Source organism: Halomonas elongata DSM 2581 (assembly GCF_000196875.2).
GTDB lineage: Bacteria > Pseudomonadota > Gammaproteobacteria > Pseudomonadales > Halomonadaceae > Halomonas > Halomonas elongata.
The window spans coordinates 562,241-577,857 of sequence record NC_014532.2 but is presented as its reverse complement, the minus strand read 5'-3'; the positions used below and the strand labels follow the sequence as shown (position 1 = coordinate 577,857).

Annotated in this window: 17 protein-coding genes; 13 read left to right on the top strand and 4 right to left on the bottom strand. The window is 62.1% G+C overall.

The annotated features are described in order from the left end of the window. Positions 1-60: 60 nt before the first annotated feature. The 7 genes from HELO_RS02670 to HELO_RS02640 all read left to right on the top strand — a co-directional run bounded on the left by HELO_RS02670 (position 61) and on the right by HELO_RS02640 (position 7,492). Positions 61-582, top strand: coding sequence for a TRAP transporter small permease subunit (locus HELO_RS02670; protein WP_013331258.1), 522 nt, complete (start codon positions 61-63; stop codon positions 580-582). Between the two features lies 1 nt (position 583). Next, positions 584-1,918 (top strand): TRAP transporter large permease, encoded by a 1,335-nt coding sequence (locus HELO_RS02665; protein ID WP_013331257.1) that lies wholly within the window; start codon positions 584-586, stop codon positions 1,916-1,918. Between the two features lie 13 nt (positions 1,919-1,931). Then, the gene (locus HELO_RS02660) at positions 1,932-3,287 is read left to right on the top strand and encodes a malonyl-CoA decarboxylase (protein WP_013331256.1); all 1,356 of its coding nucleotides are present in this window, start codon (positions 1,932-1,934) and stop codon (positions 3,285-3,287) included. Continuing rightward, positions 3,284-4,801 (top strand): malonate--CoA ligase, encoded by a 1,518-nt coding sequence (locus tag HELO_RS02655; RefSeq protein WP_013331255.1) that lies wholly within the window; start codon positions 3,284-3,286, stop codon positions 4,799-4,801. Before HELO_RS02660 ends, HELO_RS02655 begins: the two co-directional genes overlap by 4 nt. Positions 4,802-4,940: 139 nt before the next feature. Next, positions 4,941-5,297: an ArsR/SmtB family transcription factor gene (locus tag HELO_RS02650; RefSeq protein ID WP_013331254.1), complete on the top strand. Its 357-nt coding sequence runs from the start codon at positions 4,941-4,943 to the stop codon at positions 5,295-5,297. Positions 5,298-5,436: 139 nt separating this feature from the next. Further along, complete coding sequence (arsH, locus tag HELO_RS02645) at positions 5,437-6,153, top strand: arsenical resistance protein ArsH (protein WP_041601868.1); 717 nt, start codon at positions 5,437-5,439, stop codon at positions 6,151-6,153. 28 nt (positions 6,154-6,181) lie between these two features. Then, on the top strand, positions 6,182-7,492 hold the full coding sequence (locus HELO_RS02640; protein WP_013331252.1) for an arsenic transporter: 1,311 nt from the start codon (positions 6,182-6,184) through the stop codon (positions 7,490-7,492). A gap of 30 nt (positions 7,493-7,522) precedes the next feature. Here the strand turns inward: HELO_RS02640 and HELO_RS02635 are convergent, their stop codons facing one another. After that, positions 7,523-8,011, bottom strand: coding sequence for a metallophosphoesterase family protein (locus HELO_RS02635; RefSeq protein WP_013331251.1), 489 nt, complete (start codon positions 8,009-8,011; stop codon positions 7,523-7,525). A gap of 328 nt (positions 8,012-8,339) precedes the next feature. Between HELO_RS02635 and HELO_RS02630 the strand changes: the two genes are divergently transcribed. Beyond that, the gene (locus HELO_RS02630; RefSeq protein WP_109637309.1) at positions 8,340-8,798 is read left to right on the top strand and encodes a DUF4878 domain-containing protein; all 459 of its coding nucleotides are present in this window, start codon (positions 8,340-8,342) and stop codon (positions 8,796-8,798) included. Next, on the top strand, positions 8,780-9,355 hold the full coding sequence (locus HELO_RS02625; protein ID WP_013331249.1) for a YiiX/YebB-like N1pC/P60 family cysteine hydrolase: 576 nt from the start codon (positions 8,780-8,782) through the stop codon (positions 9,353-9,355). Before HELO_RS02630 ends, HELO_RS02625 begins: the two co-directional genes overlap by 19 nt. 48 nt (positions 9,356-9,403) lie before the next feature. On the opposite strand, the gene HELO_RS02620 is transcribed toward HELO_RS02625, so the two are convergent. Then, the gene (locus HELO_RS02620; protein WP_013331248.1) at positions 9,404-9,994 is read right to left on the bottom strand and encodes a TetR/AcrR family transcriptional regulator; all 591 of its coding nucleotides are present in this window, start codon (positions 9,992-9,994) and stop codon (positions 9,404-9,406) included. A 95-nt stretch (positions 9,995-10,089) separates the two neighbouring features. On the opposite strand from HELO_RS02620, the gene HELO_RS02615 reads away from it, so the two are divergent. Next, complete coding sequence (locus HELO_RS02615) at positions 10,090-10,593, top strand: HPP family protein (RefSeq protein WP_041601867.1); 504 nt, start codon at positions 10,090-10,092, stop codon at positions 10,591-10,593. A 13-nt stretch (positions 10,594-10,606) separates the two neighbouring features. Here HELO_RS02615 and HELO_RS02610 read toward each other — a convergent pair whose 3' ends face one another. Further along, the gene (locus HELO_RS02610) at positions 10,607-11,482 is read right to left on the bottom strand and encodes a LysR family transcriptional regulator (protein ID WP_223248608.1); all 876 of its coding nucleotides are present in this window, start codon (positions 11,480-11,482) and stop codon (positions 10,607-10,609) included. 177 nt (positions 11,483-11,659) lie between these two features. Between HELO_RS02610 and HELO_RS02605 the strand changes: the two genes are divergently transcribed. After that, a complete protein-coding gene (locus HELO_RS02605) occupies positions 11,660-12,526 on the top strand; it encodes an SDR family NAD(P)-dependent oxidoreductase (protein ID WP_013331246.1) in 867 nt (288 codons plus the stop codon). Beyond that, positions 12,523-13,386 (top strand): SMP-30/gluconolactonase/LRE family protein, encoded by an 864-nt coding sequence (locus HELO_RS02600; RefSeq protein ID WP_109637305.1) that lies wholly within the window; start codon positions 12,523-12,525, stop codon positions 13,384-13,386. Before HELO_RS02605 ends, HELO_RS02600 begins: the two co-directional genes overlap by 4 nt. Positions 13,387-13,400: 14 nt before the next feature. Here HELO_RS02600 and HELO_RS02595 read toward each other — a convergent pair whose 3' ends face one another. Then, entirely contained in the window at positions 13,401-14,573 is a 1,173-nt protein-coding gene (locus tag HELO_RS02595) for a multidrug effflux MFS transporter (protein ID WP_013331245.1), read from the bottom strand. Positions 14,574-14,712: 139 nt separating this feature from the next. Between HELO_RS02595 and HELO_RS02590 the strand changes: the two genes are divergently transcribed. Next, entirely contained in the window at positions 14,713-15,582 is an 870-nt protein-coding gene (locus HELO_RS02590) for a LysR family transcriptional regulator (protein WP_013331244.1), read from the top strand. The last annotated feature ends 35 nt before the right edge of the window (positions 15,583-15,617 follow it).

The window sequence follows — 15,617 nt, the reverse complement described above, 5'->3', positions numbered from 1 at the left end:
TCTTCTCCGCCACCGGCACCGGCCGGAAGGTGCCGGTGCCCCTGACCTCGGGAGGACGACATGGCCATGGCCAATACTTCACCCCTTGCCAGACGCCTGCCGCTCATCGATCTCTACATTCGCATGATGGACAGCCTCTCTCGCTACGCCGCCTACCTGGCCGCCGCCATGTTCATCGCCGGCGTGTTCGCGGTCTGCCACATGGTATTCGTGCGCTACGTGCTGGGCATGAGCACCAGCTGGCAGACGGAGTTCACCGTCTTCTCCGTCACCGGCGCCATGCTGATGGGCAGCGCCTACGTGCTGATGACCGGCGGCCACGTCGCCATCACCCTGCTGCCCGACATGGCGGGCGGCGTGATTCGCAAGATCATGCAAGGCGTGGCCTCGCTGTTCGGCCTGGGTTTCTGTGCGGCCCTGAGCTACGGCGCCTGGATCTATCTGGCCGAGGCCTGGCATGGGCAATGGACCACCGGCACAGTATGGAATCCTCCTCTCTGGCCGGCCCTGGTACCGATGGCCGTGGGCACCAGCCTGCTGACCCTGCAGTACATCGCCGAACTGCTGCGCGGGGAGGCCTGACATGGATCCGATCACGCTAGGTATCATCGTGGCCGTCGGCCTCGTGGCGCTGATGGCCATCGGCACGCCCATCGCCTTCGCCCTGGGCGGCGTCTCGCTGCTCGCCCTGCTGTATGACCGGGGCCTGCCGGAACTGACCTATTTCGGCGAGACCTTCTTCGAGCGCATCGCCGACTTCGGGTTCGTGGCCATCCCCATGTTCATCCTGATGGGTGCCGCCGTGGCCTCCTCGCCCACCGGACGCGACCTCTATCGCTCGCTGGACCTGTGGATGGGACGACTGCCGGCGGGCCTGGCGGTCTCCAATATCGGCGCCTGCTCGATCTTCGCCGCCCTCTCCGGTTCTTCTCCCGCCACCTGTGCGGCCATCGGCAAGATGGGCATCCCCGAGATGCGCACCCGCGGCTATCCGGACGGCGTCGCCGCCGGTTGCATTGCCGCCGGCGGTACCCTGGGCATCCTGATTCCGCCCTCGGTGACCATGATCATCTACGGCATCGCCAGCGAGACCTCCATCGGGCGATTGTTCATCGCCGGCATCGTGCCTGGCTTCATGCTGGCGGGCCTGTTCATGGTCTGGACCATCATTGCCTGCAAGCTGGCCGGCGGCTACCAGACCCCGATGGCCCAGACGGCCGAACGCCTGAAGGAGACCGTCAAGGCCAATGCCGACTCCAACATCAAGGCCTTGATGCGGGTCCTGCCCTTCCTGGCCGTGGTGGCGGGCATCCTTTTCGCGCTCTACGGCGGGGTGGCCACGCCTTCCGAGGCAGCCGGCGTCGGCGCTTTTCTATGCCTGGCACTGGCCATTCTCATCTACCGCATGTGGCAGGTCGGTCCCATCAAGCTGATCATGCGCGACTCCCTGCGCGAAAGCGTGATGATCATGCTGGTGATCGCCTGCGCCGAGGTGTTCGCCTACGCCCTGTCGTCGCTGTTCATCACCCAGACCGTGGCCGGCGCCATCGCCGAGCTGGAGGTCAATCGCTGGGTGCTGATGGGCGTCATCAACGTTTTCTTGCTGGTGGCCGGCTTCTTCCTGCCGCCGGTGGCGGTGATCGTGATGACCGCCCCGATCCTGCTGCCGATCATCCTGGCCGCCAACTTCGATCCTTACTGGTTCGCCGTGGTGCTGACCATCAACCTGGAGATCGGCCTGATCACACCGCCGGTCGGCCTCAACCTCTTCATCATCAAGGGCATCGCACCGGATATCTCGTTGCGCGACATCCTGTTCGGCAGCCTGCCCTACGCGCTGTGCATGGTGCTGGGGATCGTCCTGCTGTGTTTCTTCCCGGGCCTTGCCCTGTGGCTACCCGACCTGCTCATGGGCTGAAGGAGTCGACGTCATGAACATGACCTTCCTGCAGGAGATGTTCAACAACATCACCCAGCGCGACGCCTTGCTGCGACGTCGCCACGGGTACAACACCAACCCCGACCACGCCGATCTGGTGGGCGCCTGCCGCGCCCTGCTGGAGAGCGATGGCGAGGCCTCGAGCATCGCCCTGGCCAGCCGCGCCCTGGCCATGTACGAGCGGCTGGATGGCAGCGAACGCCGGCGTTTCTTCGCCCGGCTCGCCGAGGAATTCGCCGCCGATCCGACGCGAATCGACCAGGCCTACGCCGCCTATAGCGAGTCTCGCGACAACGCCACCCTGAACGGCCTGTTCGAGGCCTGCGAACCACGGCGCCAGGAGCTGTTCCGGCGACTCAACCTCGCCAGCGACGGCACCTATCAACTGGTCCGCATGCGCGAGGACCTGCTCGCCCTGCGTCGCGAACACCCAGAGCTGGCGGGCATCGATGCCGACTTCGCCCACCTCTTCGCCTCCTGGTTCAATCGCGGCTTCCTGATGCTCAAGCGCATCGACTGGAACACACCGGCCTCGCTGCTCGAACGCATCATCCACTACGAGGCGGTACACGAAATCCACGACTGGAACGACCTGCGCCGGCGGCTCGATACCCGCGACCGGCGCTGTTTCGCCTTCTTCCACCCCGCCATCGGCGATGAACCGCTGATCTTCGTCGAAGTGGCGCTGTGCAAGGGCTTGCCGGATCACATCCAGCCGATCCTGGCGGGGGAAGACAGCGACGTGGAAGCACCCGAGGATGCCGACACCGCCGCCTTCTTCGGCATCAGCAACTGCCAGACCGGGCTGCGCGGCATTTCCTTCGGCAACTTCCTGATCAAGCAGGTGGTGCAGGAACTCAAGCAGGAACTGCCCCAGCTCAAGCACTTCGTCACCCTTTCGCCGGTGCCGGGCTTCGCTCAATGGCTGAAGGCACAGCGCGACGACGACAGCACGTCCGAGGCCCAGCGCGAGGCGCTTGCGGCCCTCGATGAGCCGGGCTGGCACCGGGATCCCGAACGTGCCGAGGCCCTCAAGGCCGTCGTGCGGCCGATGGCCGCCCGCTATCTGACGCAGGAGAAGAACGACCGGGGATTGCCGCTCAACCCGGTGGCCCGCTTTCACCTCGGCAACGGCGCCGAGCTGCATCGCATCAACTGGCTCGGCGACATCTCCGACAAGGGACTCGAGCAGGCCGCCGGCCTGATGGTCAATTACCTCTACGTGCTCAACGACATCGAACGCAACCACGAGAACTACACCGCCAACGCCACCGTGGCCTGCTCGAGTGAGGTTCGTGACCTCGCCCGCAAGGCCAGGAAACAGCAGGCCAAGGGAGAGCTTAAATGAGCCACAACCTATTCGAGATCTTCGCCAACCGCATGCAGCAGCGCGGCGACGCCGATTTCATCACCACCCGCGAGGGTCGACGCTACTCCTACGCCGACACGCTCGCCGAAAGCGCGCGCCTGGCCGGCGCCCTGACCGAGCTGGGCGTCGCGTCCGGCGACCGGGTCGCCGTCCAGGTCGACAAGAGCCCCGAAGTCATCCTGCTCTACCTGGCCTGCCTGCGGATCGGCGGCATCTATCTGCCCCTCAACACCGGCTATACCGGCGACGAGATCCGCTACTTCCTCGGCGACGCCGAACCCGCCCTGTTCGTCTGCCGGCCCCAGGTCCACGAGGATGCCCGTGCCATCGCCGCCGAAACCGGCTGCCCGGCGGTGGAAACCCTGGGAGCCGATGCCGACGGCAGTTTGCTGGACAAGGCCGCACGCGCCACGCCGCGCAACGAGGTAGTGCCACGCGAGGCCGACGACCTGGCCGCCATTCTCTACACCTCCGGCACCACCGGTCGCTCCAAGGGTGCCATGCTGACCCACCGCAACCTCGCCTCCAACGCCGAGACCCTGGTGGATGCCTGGCGCTTCGAGGCGGAAGATCGGCTGATCCACGCCCTGCCCATCTTCCACACCCACGGCCTGTTCGTGGCCTGCAACGTCAGCCTGATGGCCGGCTCGAGCATGCTCTTCCTGCCCAGGTTCGACGCCGAGGTCATTCTCGAGGAAATGCCCCGCGGCAGCGTGATGATGGGCGTGCCCACCTTCTACACCCGACTGGTGGCCGACGAGCGCCTGACGGCCGAGCGCACCGCCAACATGCGGCTGTTCGTCTCCGGCTCCGCTCCGCTGACGGCCGAGACCCATGAAGCCTTCGAGACCAGGACCGGGCACGCCATCCTCGAGCGCTACGGGATGACCGAAACCAACATGAACATCTCCAACCCCTATGACGGCCCACGCCGCGCCGGCACCGTCGGCAAGCCGCTGCCCGGCGTGGAAATCCGCATCACCGACCGCGAGACCGGCGAAGAGGTGCCCGAAGGCGAGATCGGCCTGCTGCAGGTGCGCGGCCCGAACGTCTTCATTGGCTACTGGCGCATGCCCGAGAAGACCCGCGAGGAGCTGCTGGAAGATGGCTTTTTCATCACCGGTGACCTGGCCATGATCGACGATCACGGCTACGTGCAGATCGTCGGTCGCGACAAGGATCTGGTGATCTCCGGCGGCTACAACGTCTATCCCAAGGAAGTCGAACAGGTGATCGACGAGCTCGAGGGCGTACAGGAGTCGGCGGTGATCGGCCTGCCTCATCCGGACTTCGGCGAAGGCGTCACGGCGGCGGTGGTCTGCGAGCCGGGCGCCAGCCTCGACGAAGCGCAGGTGCTCGACCACCTGCAGGGGCGCCTGGCCAAGTACAAGCAGCCCAAGCGCGTCTTTTTCATCGATGCCCTGCCCCGCAACACCATGGGCAAGGTGCAGAAGAACGAGCTGCGCCAGCGCTTCGACGCCACCTACCGCTGAGCCGCCCTGCCTCCCATGACGGCACCCTGACGGCGGTGCCGTCGCCGCTCCACATGACGAACGGCGACATGCCGGGCTCCTGAGCCACGACATTCCAGCATCGCTTGATTCTCGCCTTTATTTCTGTAAGTCTCGACATATGGACAATGAAAAGATTCTCGAAGCCTTCACGGCACTTTCCCAGGCGACCCGCCTGGAGACCTTCCGCGTCTTGGTACGGTTCGAACCGGAAGGCCTCCCGGCCGGCGAGATCGCCCGACTGCTGGGCGTGCCGCACAACACCATGTCGACGCATCTGGGCGTGCTGTCGCGGGCAGGGCTGGTGAGCTCGCGTCGGCAGAGCCGCTCGATCATCTATCGAGCCAACCTGGATCACATGCGGGAGACGCTCAGCTTCCTGGTGCGCGACTGCTGCGCCGGACGAGCTGAACTGTGCGAACCGCTGCTCGCCGAACTGCAGCCTGCCTGCCCGTCACAGGAGTCAGACCCGTCATGATCGACCGTTCCCGCTTGGTGACGGCGCATGGCTTTCGGCCCTGCCGCCCTCCGGAGCCAGCATGCTCCGAGCCGGCCCGCCCAGTGCCGCGGATCACCCCAGCGGACGGCCAGCACGTGCATTGCCAAGGAGATATTCCATGAGTTTCGAGCCGCTTCCCAACATCGACCCGGATCACCTGCACGCCATCGATGTCGATGCCCTGGTGGGACCGGACCAGCCTCGTCATCCCCCGCGCATTCTGGTGCTGTACGGCTCGCTGCGCGAACGTTCCTACTCGCGCCTGCTCTCCGAGGAAGCCGCACGCCTGCTGCGCTGGTTCGGCTGCGAGGTACGCACCTTCAATCCCTCCGGCCTGCCGCTGCCCGACGATGCCGACGCCGAGCACCCCAAGGTGCAGGAGCTGCGCGACCTGGCCAAGTGGAGCGAAGGCATGGTGTGGGTCAGTCCCGAGCGCCATGGCGCCATGACCGGCATCATGAAGACCCAGATCGACTGGATTCCGCTGGCGCTGGGCGGCGTGCGGCCGACCCAGGGCAAGACGCTGGCCGTGATGGAAGTCTCCGGCGGCAGCCAGAGCTTCAATGCCGTCAACCAGTTGCGCATCCTCGGCCGCTGGATGCGCATGCTGACCATCCCCAACCAGTCATCCGTGCCCAAGGCCTTCAACGAGTTCGACGAGGCCGGTCGTATGCATCTTTCGCCGCTCTACTACCGGGTCGTCGATGTCTGCGAGGAACTGGTGAAGTTCACCTGGATGACGCGCGGGCGCTCCGCCTACCTGACCGACCGCTACTCGGAACGGGTCGAGAGTGCCGAGGAGTTGTCCCGGCGCGTCAATCAGGCCACGCACTAAAAGGATCGCCAACAGAAGGGAATCGAACATGCTGGCTTTCGCCATCTTCGTGGCCACGCTGATGCTGGTCATCTGGCAGCCCAGGGGGCTGGGCATCGGCTGGAGCGCGCTGGGCGGCGCGGCGGTGGCACTGGCCACCGGCGTGGTCGACTGGGGCGATGTGGACACCGTCTGGCACATCGTCTGGGATGCCACCTTCACCTTCGTCGCCCTGATCATCATCTCGCTGATCCTCGACGAAGCGGGCTTCTTCGCCTGGGCCGCCCTGCATATCGCCCGCTGGGGCAACGGCCGCGGTCGACTGCTGTTTCCACTGATCGTGATGCTCGGCGCGATGATCGCGGCGCTGTTCGCCAACGACGGCGCGGCCCTGCTGCTGACGCCCATCGTCATCGCCATCCTGGCACGGCTGGATTTTCGGCCGGGTGCCGCCCTGGCCTTCATCATCGCCACCGGCTTCGTCGCCGACTCCACGAGCCTGCCGCTGATCATCTCCAACCTGGTCAACATCGTCAGCGCCAACTACTTCGACATCGGCTTCACGCGCTACACCCAGGTCATGGTGCCGGTCGACCTGGTCTCGCTGATCGCCACCCTCGTCGTGCTGGGCTGGTACTTCCGCCGCGAGATCCCCGGGCAGTACGACGTCGAACGCCTGGAAGCTCCGGCCAGCGCCATCCGCGACCATCACGTCTTTCGCGCCGCCTTCCCGCTGCTGCTCGTGCTGCTGGCCGCGCTCTTCCTGACCACCCGCTGGGAAGTGCCCTTCGCGATCATCATGGGCAGCGCCGCCCTCATCCTGATGGCCATCGCCGGACGCTGGTTCACCGCCGGGCACGTGCATGTCATCTCGCTCAAACGCGTGATTCGCAATGCCCCCTGGCAGATCGTGCTGTTCTCGCTGGGCATGTACCTGGTGGTCTATGGCCTGGGCAATGCCTGGCTGACCGCCCGAGCGGCGGATGTGCTGGTGTGGCTGAGCCAGCAAGGCACGATCGTGGCGACCGTCGGCACCGGCTTCGCCTCCGCCATCCTGGCCTCGCTGATGAACAACATGCCCTCCACGCTGATCGGCGCGCTGGCCATCGACCAGGCGGATGTCGCACAGCAGACTCAGCAGTTGATGGTCTACGCCAACGTCATCGGCAACGACCTGGGCCCCAAGTTCACGCCCATCGGCAGCCTCGCCACGCTGCTCTGGCTGCATGTGCTCGCCGGCAAGGGCTACCGCATCGGCTGGGGGCAGTACATGAAAGTCGGGCTGGTCATCACCCCGCCGGTGCTGCTGGCCACCCTGCTCGCCCTGGCACTGTGGCTGCCCGTGTTGCCGGCCCCCTAGACCGTGCCTGCCCGGGGCGCCGTATCGCTTTCACAACGGAAGACGCAGGATGGCGCCGCGCAAGGCCGTCTCGTCGGCCCACAGCTTGCCCAGGGTCAGCGGCAGCGAGAAGCGGCGCCGGCCGGCTCCGCCGGGATTGAACAGCAGCCGGCCGTCACGCCACTCGTTGCGCGCCTTGTGGGAATGGCCATGCAGCATGGCATCGCAGGGCGTATCGGGCGCGAAGTCGGCGATATCGTGCACCAGGTGAAGCCGCCAGCCATTCACCACCAGATCCAGGTACCAGGGCAGCCGCTCCGCCCATGGCGCCGTGTCGACGTTGCCCCGCACCGTATGGACCGGCGCCAGCTCGGCCAACCGCTCGAGTATCGCCGCATCCTGATCGCGGCTGCCCACATCGCCGAGATGCAGGATCACACCACAGCCCTCGAGCATCGTCAGCGCCTCATCGCGCAGCGTGCCATGGGTATCGGCGATCACCCCGACCGGCGCGTCGCATTCGAGACGTTCGGTGTTCATGCAGACAGGTTCCCGTGATTCGCTGGTACTCACAGGGTGACGCCACCGGTCCATCCTGGCCACCGACGCGCCTCCCGAGATGCCCAGAGCATCCAGTGTTGGCTCAGAATTTCAAATAGCTTCACGACCTTCGGTTTTTTCTCACAATCATTGTCAGTTATCACTGACAAAAACATCGAGAAGAGTCCTCAAGAGATAACCCGAAAACACATAACAGGACTTTATCCCCACTTGATGGCTCGGTATATTCACGAGTTGTCATGACAAGCAAACCCAGGCTGCAACTTCAGCGAAGCAACATGGCAAGTTCGTCGCCGAGCCAACTGACATGACGACATTCAAGCCCCTCAACGCCTCCCTCCAACATGGTGAATACGGAGATTCTTCCATGACACGTTTCATGCACTTTCTGGCTTCGGCGCTCATCCTCCTCATGGTGAGCGCTTGCGGCGCCTCCACGGACACACCCGAGAGCAGCCTCACCGCCTTTTACGAAGCTGTGGCAGAAAACGATGCCAAAACGGCTCTCGAACACGTTTCCCTGGCCGACATCAAGGAATCCGAAATGGGCGTGGCCAGGGAAAAGATCAAGATGATGGTCGGCAACTTCCACGCCAAGGCCGAGGAAAAAGGCGGCATTGAAAAGGTCGAGGTGCTCAATGTCGCAACCAATGAAGAGAAGACCGAAGCCGAGGTTGAGGTCCAGGTGACCTTCGGTAATGGCAAGAGCGAGAAAAATACGGACGATATGGTCAAGGAAGATGGGGAGTGGAAGATAAGCTTCTAATAACAGTGAAGTCTCTTCTGCTACTCGCCCTCTGCCTGCTTGCCGGAACTTGCCAGGCCAGCCAACTATTGCCGGGCGACCTGGTGTTCCGACAGGGAACCGAGCCGGTCAGCGAAGCCGTCATGGTCATGGATGATAACCGCTTCAGCCATGTCGGCATGCTGGCTGGCCAGCCCGACGACTGGCAGGTTGTGCACGCCGTCCCCGAGGGCGGCGTTATCAGTGAGCCACTGGCTGACTACATCGCTGCCGAACATGCGAGGCAGTTTGCCTACTTCCGCGTGAAGGCTACGGACGCACAACGGCAGAGTGCCACTGACTTCGCCGAAGCAAACCTCGGCGTCCCCTTCACCCTCCTGGACGCCGGCGTTCCGGGCAACGGCACCTACTGCACGCTATTGATCCGCGATGCCTGGCAGGCAGCCGGCATCGACCTGCAAGCCAAGTTCAAGCATCTGAACCTGCCCTTGTATCCAGGCGATTTCCTCTTGCCCAGTGGCCTGCTCGCCTCACCGCTGGTATCTCCCGTCTTGCAGGATACCGACTCCCCTTCCTGAGCATTCCTCGACCCACTGGCGCACCGCTGAACGGGCCCGTGAGAGCACTCAGGGTTGTGTCCAGTCCGCTGCGCCTTCGCGATCCAGTGGTCGGGCGTCCAGCGCCAATAACGGCGCCAGCGCTGCCCAGGCATCGTCCACGGCGTCCGGGCCGAACAGATAGGCGTTGACGATCATGCCATCCAGTGTCACTTGAACGAGGCGCGCCAGCCGCGGGGCAGACACGCCTTCCTGCGTGGCGATAATCTCCTCGACCAATGCCTTCACCTCAGCCTTGTGGCGCCGCGATAGGGCCAGCAGGGAAGCCGGCTCCCGGGCATATTCCTCGGTCGCCTTGAGAAACATGCAGCCGTGGAAGTTCTCGGAGGCGAACCAGCGGGCATGCCAGTCGAAGACTGCGCGAAGCCGTGTCTCCCACGTGCTTGACGACTCGACCGCAGCGTTCAGGGAGGCCATGAAGCGCTCGTGGCGCTGCTCCAACACTGCCTCCACCAACGCTTCCTTGCCGGGAAAGTGGTGGTAGAGCGTCATCTTCGAGACCTCGGCCTCGTCCCGGATGCGATCCACACCAACCGCATGATAACCATGCTCCCCGAACAACCGGGTCGCCGTCGCCAGAATGTCGTCGCGCTTGGCCATGAACACACCTCCTCTTCATCGGGAGTCTTGCATCGATGCATGCATGCTACTACTGTACAGACCTGTCTGTACACAACCCTGACGAGGCTACCTCTATGCTCCACAAGATGAAGGGTGGCGGCACCCTGCCGGCGCGTCCCGATACCCTCCAGATACTCACCGGCTTGATGGGCGGCATAAGCGGCATCGGGCTGGTGGCCTGGCTGACCCGGTTCACCGAGGTGCCGCTGCTGATGGCACCCTTCGGCGCCACCTGTGTGCTGCTGTTCGCCGCGCCGGGCGCGCCGCTGGCCCAGCCCCGCAATGTGATCGGCGGTCACCTGGTCTCGGCACTGGTCGGTCTGGTCGCCATGCAACTGCTGGGCACCGGACCACTGGCCATGGCAATCGGCGTTGGCGTGGCCATCGCAGCCATGCAGGGACTGCGGGTGGTGCATCCCCCCGCGGGCGCCAATCCGCTGGTGGTGATGATGTCCGGTGCAGTGGGCTATGACTTCCTGCTGATGCCGGTGCTGGCGGGCTCGGTGAGCCTGGTGCTGGTAGCTCTGCTGATCAACAACCTGGGAGAAGGGCGTCGCTGGCCGAACTATTGGCTCTAGAGAACCTTTGGCTCTAGAGCACCTTATATTTCTCTTTACCCGAGGCGTGACAAACGAAGGATGCCGCCGAAGGAGACAGATCACGATAAATGAAAGAGAGTTCGAACTCGGAGCCAGCATCATTTATTGGTCGATAAGTGATTCGATCATCACGGAACCCACTCATGCTATCGGGCACGACGGAAACTCCTAATCCGACAGCTACCAAGGATAGAACCGCATGCATTCCATACGCTTCCTGTTCGACTCTCGGCACAAACCCTGCATTTGCACAGAGGCGGATCACTTGTAGATGAAACCCACGCCCTTCAAGCATAGGCCAGAGAACAAACGGTTCATCCGACAGATCAGAGAGCTGTACCTTATCGTTTTTCCCAAGAGGATGATCCTTCGGTATCGCCATGCATAATCGATCATTATCGAAGCCTTCCAGCCCAACATCCTCAGCATTATGAAGAGGAGGTATCACCACACCAACATCCATCACTCCAGCGCGTATTGCAGAAATCTGTGCAGCCGTAGTGGCTTCACGAAGCTCAAGACGCACCTTTGGATACTGCACCCTGAATGCACGAATGGCATCAGGTAAACGACCATAAAGTGAACTACCCACATACCCAAGTCGCACCAAACCCGTTTGCCCTGCTGCCACGTCTTGCGTACTCGTTATGGCCTGCTCTGCCCGGCGAAGGGTCTCACGCGCTTCTTCAAGGAATTTTTCTCCCGCGGGGGTCAAGCCAAGCACACGGTTGCCACGCTCGATCAGGGTAACATTGATATCCTCCTCCAGCTTGCGAATCGCACTGGTGAGAGGAGGTTGCGACATATTCAGCCTTTCCGCAGCCCGATGAAAATGTAGCTCTTCAGCTACAGCAACGAATTGCTCCATGGTGCGTAACGTGATTCGCCCTCTAGCATCTACCGCCATATCCATTCCCTCGGGCGTATGTGAATAACGCCAACACCCATCGATACTAAAAATATATCATGAAACATTATAGATAATATTTTATATATCACAATGACGGCTCCATGCTTCTCCTGAATGCATCTACCGGAGTATGGAATGATAAGTTTCGAAGGCCAGATAGTACTCATCACCGGGGCTGGTCGCGGGCTTGGTTTCTCATATGCACGCTATATTGGACAACTCGGTGCCACGGTCCTCATCCAGGATATCGGTGCAGATACCGAAGGCAGCGGAGACTCTCCAGAGGTGGCGGAAATTGCAGCCCAGCAACTGCAGGAAGAAGGGTTGGATGCACTAGCCATTGCCGGAGACATTAGCTCCCGCGAGGGCTGTCATAGACTCGTCAGACAAGCATTAGCCATCGCAGGAAAGCTCGATGCTCTCATCCATAATGCAGGTTGGGTTGCCTATGAACATATCGAGGCAATAGAGGAAACTTCCTTTGATCGTATGATGGCTATCGCCGCCAAGGCACCTCTGTGGCTCACACAGGCGGCATGGCCCACGATGAAATCAGCGAGGTATGGCCGTATCGTCATGACGACCTCCTGTCGCGCGCTTTACCCCCAATATGTTCATCGAGGACTAGCCTCTTATTCTGCAGCCAAAAGTGCTGTGATAGGCATCATGAACGTCCTGGCGGTCGAAGGGAGAGAGGACAATATCATCGTCAATGCAATTTCCCCTGTCGCCAAGACACGTATGTGGGGAATCGAGGGAGAGCCTGACGAACTACATCCTGCCGAGGTGGCCCCAGGCATGGCGTTTCTTGCGTCTTCAGCATGTTCCGAAGGTGGATGGATTCTTCGTGCCGCAAATGGCCAGTTTCATGCCACCAAAGCAATGGAGGCCAAGGGCGTTGACTATCCTCGCAATCTGCAAGCCATTCAGGCATCAACGGCTCATGAGGTTGCGAAAAACTGGGCCCTTATCGCCACTCATGACGTGGAGCCTCGCTCGTGAATAACATATCAATAGCATTTTCGAGCCAAGCAACGCTCGGCGAGTCCCCTGTATGGAGTCAATCCAGAGGCCGTCTTCTATGGGTCGACACCCTCGCAGCCTCTCTCAATGCTTTCGACCCCGCCACGGGGCAGAATATTGTTCATACCATGCCCTCACCACTCGGCTTTGTCACTGAAGCACATGAGGGCCAGTTGCTCGTTGGTATCGGTTGCCATATAGAGAGAGTCGATGAGACCACGGGAAAGAGGCAGCGAATAGCGACAGCTCCTCACGCTCAGAAAGGCTATCGGCTTAACGATGCTTACCTCGATCCCACAGGTCATCTTTGGGTTGGTCTGATGGACGAAGGTCTGAGCGAAGGCTCCGGCTATCTCTATCGCCTCGCCCCCAACGGGGTGTGGGAAACGATCGATTCAGGTTTCACACTCATCAATGGCATCGCCCGAAGCCTTGATGGGGGAACGCTTTATGTCACGGATTCACGGCATGGAACCATCTACGCTTATGAACACGACGAACTTTCTGGTGAGGTCGGTCATCGACATCGGCTCATCGACATTGCCCCGGACGAAGGGAAGCCGGATGGACTGCTGATTGACCAGGAAGGATACTTGCTCAGCGTTCTCTTCGATGGTGCCGGCATTGCACGCATATCGACAGACGGAGATATCGTGCGAAGAATCACGCTTCCTGTCCTTCGGCCCACGAGCTGTGCCTTCGACAGCAGTCACAAATATCTTTTCGTGACTTCGGCTCGACTGGGCTTATCGCCAACAACGCTGGCCAATATGCCGGCATCAGGGTCTGTGCTACGAATCGACTATGAGCGCATTATGAGGCAAGGAAGCGCAGCTTGATCGATATCCGGATATCAGGCCTGTTCCGCCGGACGTCCCGACCAAGGCAAGCACGTGGATAGTGCGAGCAGTCCAAGTGTCAGCACAGCGCCCCCTAGCACGTTAAGTCCGGTGCCAAACGTTGCGCTTATCCCCATCGCCAAGAGCGCGGCACTACCGATCTGGCAGAACCCTACCAGCCCCGATGCCGTGGCTGCATACCCGTGTTCGCTGGCGATGGCTCCGGATACGGCCAGCGACAATGATGAGCCGTTGGCCAGGCTGACCAGGCACATCGGAAGCACCACGGTAACCGCACCTTGCCTCTCCAGGGCAGCCATGCCCAGGAAGGCTATGCCGCCGAGCACAAAGCAGGCGATACCTGCGGCGACGATGCGGTCATAGGGCCAACGATCGAGCAGCCGCTTGGCCAGAAGATTGGCGCCGATGATGCCGGCTGTCAGCGGCAGGTACAGCCAGCCACTTTGCTCTTCGCTCAAGCCCTGGCGCGCGAAAAGGAATGGCGATTGGGTCAGATAGACGAACCAGGCGCAGTAGATGGCGCAGACCACCAGGGTGTAGCGGCGAAAATTCCGATCGCGGACGACATGGCCAAACCCGGCGAATGGCGAAGTCCGGGTACGGGCCGCGACGGGAAGCGTTTCCGGAAGTAGCGTCAGCACCATCAACAGCGCCGCGGCACCAAAAGCGGCCACGAACAGGAAGTCAGCCCGCCATCCGAATACCGCGGCCAGGTGTCCGCCGATGGCCGGCGCCAGGGCCGGCGACAACGACACCAGGGGATAGACCACCGCATAGACCTTGGCCGAGGTGCGCTTATCGCAGATATCGGCGATCAAGGCGCGGCCAATGACCAAACCCGCCGCTGCGCCGACCGCTTCGAGTATGCGCCAGATCAGAAACCCGGTGTAACCGCTTGAGGCGGCACACCCCAGCGAACCGACCATGTAAAGGGCGATGCCGGCCAGCAGAAGGGGCTTTCGACCATAGCGGTCCGATAATGGCCCATAAGACAGTTGTGCAATTGCCAGTGCCAGCAGGTAGATAGAGACGGTCTGCGGCATCTGCCAGTCGGCGACGCCGAACTCGATCGTCATGCTCGGCATGGCGGGCAGATAAACGTCCGAGGCGATCAGGCCGAAGGCACTGAGCATGGCGACGGTCAGGACGAAAGATAAGCGAGGCATGGCAGCTCCCCGCAGCCGATAACTCGGCTGCTCATCAAGGGTTCATAGGAAGGGAGTGCCATTGTACGAAGGCACCCTTGATGCAAAAATGCATTAAAATGCAGACCATTCCTGCATATTTGCATCAAAGAGGCACCGGATGAACTGGGACGACGTGCGGTTTTTCCTGGCGGTGTATCGAGCCGGCACACTGCGCGGGGCGGCACAGCGATTAGCCCTCGACCAGACCACGGTGGGCCGGCGTTTGACCGGCCTGGAACGGACGTTGGGCAGTCGGCTGTTCCTGCGTACCAAAGGTGGGCTGACCCTCACCGATAGCGGCCGGCAAGTGCTGCCCACGGCCGAGAATATGGAGCGGTTGGCCGTTTCCTTCGAGCGACTCAGCGAAGGTGCCGACGAGCGTGTCGCCGGCGAGGTTCGCGTGACCACCACCGACGCCCTGGCGGTGGACTTCGTGGTACCAGCGATCGAACGCCTGCGCACCACTCATCCCGACATACGCGTCATCCTGAGTACCACGACACGGCTGCTCGACCTGGCGCGACGCGAAGCGGATGTTGCCGTGCGCACGCTGCGACCGGAGCAGCCGGACTTGATCGTGCGACAGCTTGGTCGCTGGGAGGTCGGGCTGTACGCGACCCAGGGCTATCTGGAACGGCATGGCGAACCGCACCCCGACGAGGGCTTCGCGGGTCACGACATAGCGCTTTACCAGGAAGGAGTAACGGGACGGCAGGACGACACCCTGGCCGGTGTCCCCAGAGGCCAGGGACGGGTGGTCGCCGAACTGGATTCCAGCTTGATGCTGGCAACCTTCGTGCGAGCAGGCCTGGCCTTGGGCGAGTTGCCGGACTATCTGGCCCAGCGTGATCGCCGACTGGTGCGTGTATGGCCCGATCGCCATCGGGCCACGCCATACGAAGCATGGCTGGTGCTACACCAGGATCTGGCACACACCGCGCGGGTGCGGGTTGTCGTGGAGGCAATCTCGGACGCTTTTGCCCGTTGAGCAATGTTAGTGAGCCGGCTTCATGACGCCACCGA

What these genes read in the sequence shown, in the direction of transcription:
- HELO_RS02670 (WP_013331258.1), top strand. Translation starts at nt 61, where the DNA reads ATGGCCATGGCCAATACTTCACCCCTTGCCAGACGCCTGCCGCTCATC.
- HELO_RS02665 (WP_013331257.1), top strand. Translation starts at nt 584, where the DNA reads ATGGATCCGATCACGCTAGGTATCATCGTGGCCGTCGGCCTCGTGGCG.
- HELO_RS02660 (WP_013331256.1), top strand. Translation starts at nt 1,932, where the DNA reads ATGAACATGACCTTCCTGCAGGAGATGTTCAACAACATCACCCAGCGC.
- HELO_RS02655 (WP_013331255.1), top strand. Translation starts at nt 3,284, where the DNA reads ATGAGCCACAACCTATTCGAGATCTTCGCCAACCGCATGCAGCAGCGC.
- HELO_RS02650 (WP_013331254.1), top strand. Translation starts at nt 4,941, where the DNA reads ATGGACAATGAAAAGATTCTCGAAGCCTTCACGGCACTTTCCCAGGCG.
- arsH (WP_041601868.1), top strand. Translation starts at nt 5,437, where the DNA reads ATGAGTTTCGAGCCGCTTCCCAACATCGACCCGGATCACCTGCACGCC.
- HELO_RS02640 (WP_013331252.1), top strand. Translation starts at nt 6,182, where the DNA reads ATGCTGGCTTTCGCCATCTTCGTGGCCACGCTGATGCTGGTCATCTGG.
- HELO_RS02635 (WP_013331251.1), bottom strand. Translation starts at nt 8,011, where the DNA reads ATGAACACCGAACGTCTCGAATGCGACGCGCCGGTCGGGGTGATCGCC.
- HELO_RS02630 (WP_109637309.1), top strand. Translation starts at nt 8,340, where the DNA reads ATGACGACATTCAAGCCCCTCAACGCCTCCCTCCAACATGGTGAATAC.
- HELO_RS02620 (WP_013331248.1), bottom strand. Translation starts at nt 9,994, where the DNA reads ATGGCCAAGCGCGACGACATTCTGGCGACGGCGACCCGGTTGTTCGGG.
- HELO_RS02615 (WP_041601867.1), top strand. Translation starts at nt 10,090, where the DNA reads ATGCTCCACAAGATGAAGGGTGGCGGCACCCTGCCGGCGCGTCCCGAT.
- HELO_RS02610 (WP_223248608.1), bottom strand. Translation starts at nt 11,482, where the DNA reads ATGGAGCAATTCGTTGCTGTAGCTGAAGAGCTACATTTTCATCGGGCT.
- HELO_RS02605 (WP_013331246.1), top strand. Translation starts at nt 11,660, where the DNA reads ATGATAAGTTTCGAAGGCCAGATAGTACTCATCACCGGGGCTGGTCGC.
- HELO_RS02595 (WP_013331245.1), bottom strand. Translation starts at nt 14,573, where the DNA reads ATGCCTCGCTTATCTTTCGTCCTGACCGTCGCCATGCTCAGTGCCTTC.
- HELO_RS02590 (WP_013331244.1), top strand. Translation starts at nt 14,713, where the DNA reads ATGAACTGGGACGACGTGCGGTTTTTCCTGGCGGTGTATCGAGCCGGC.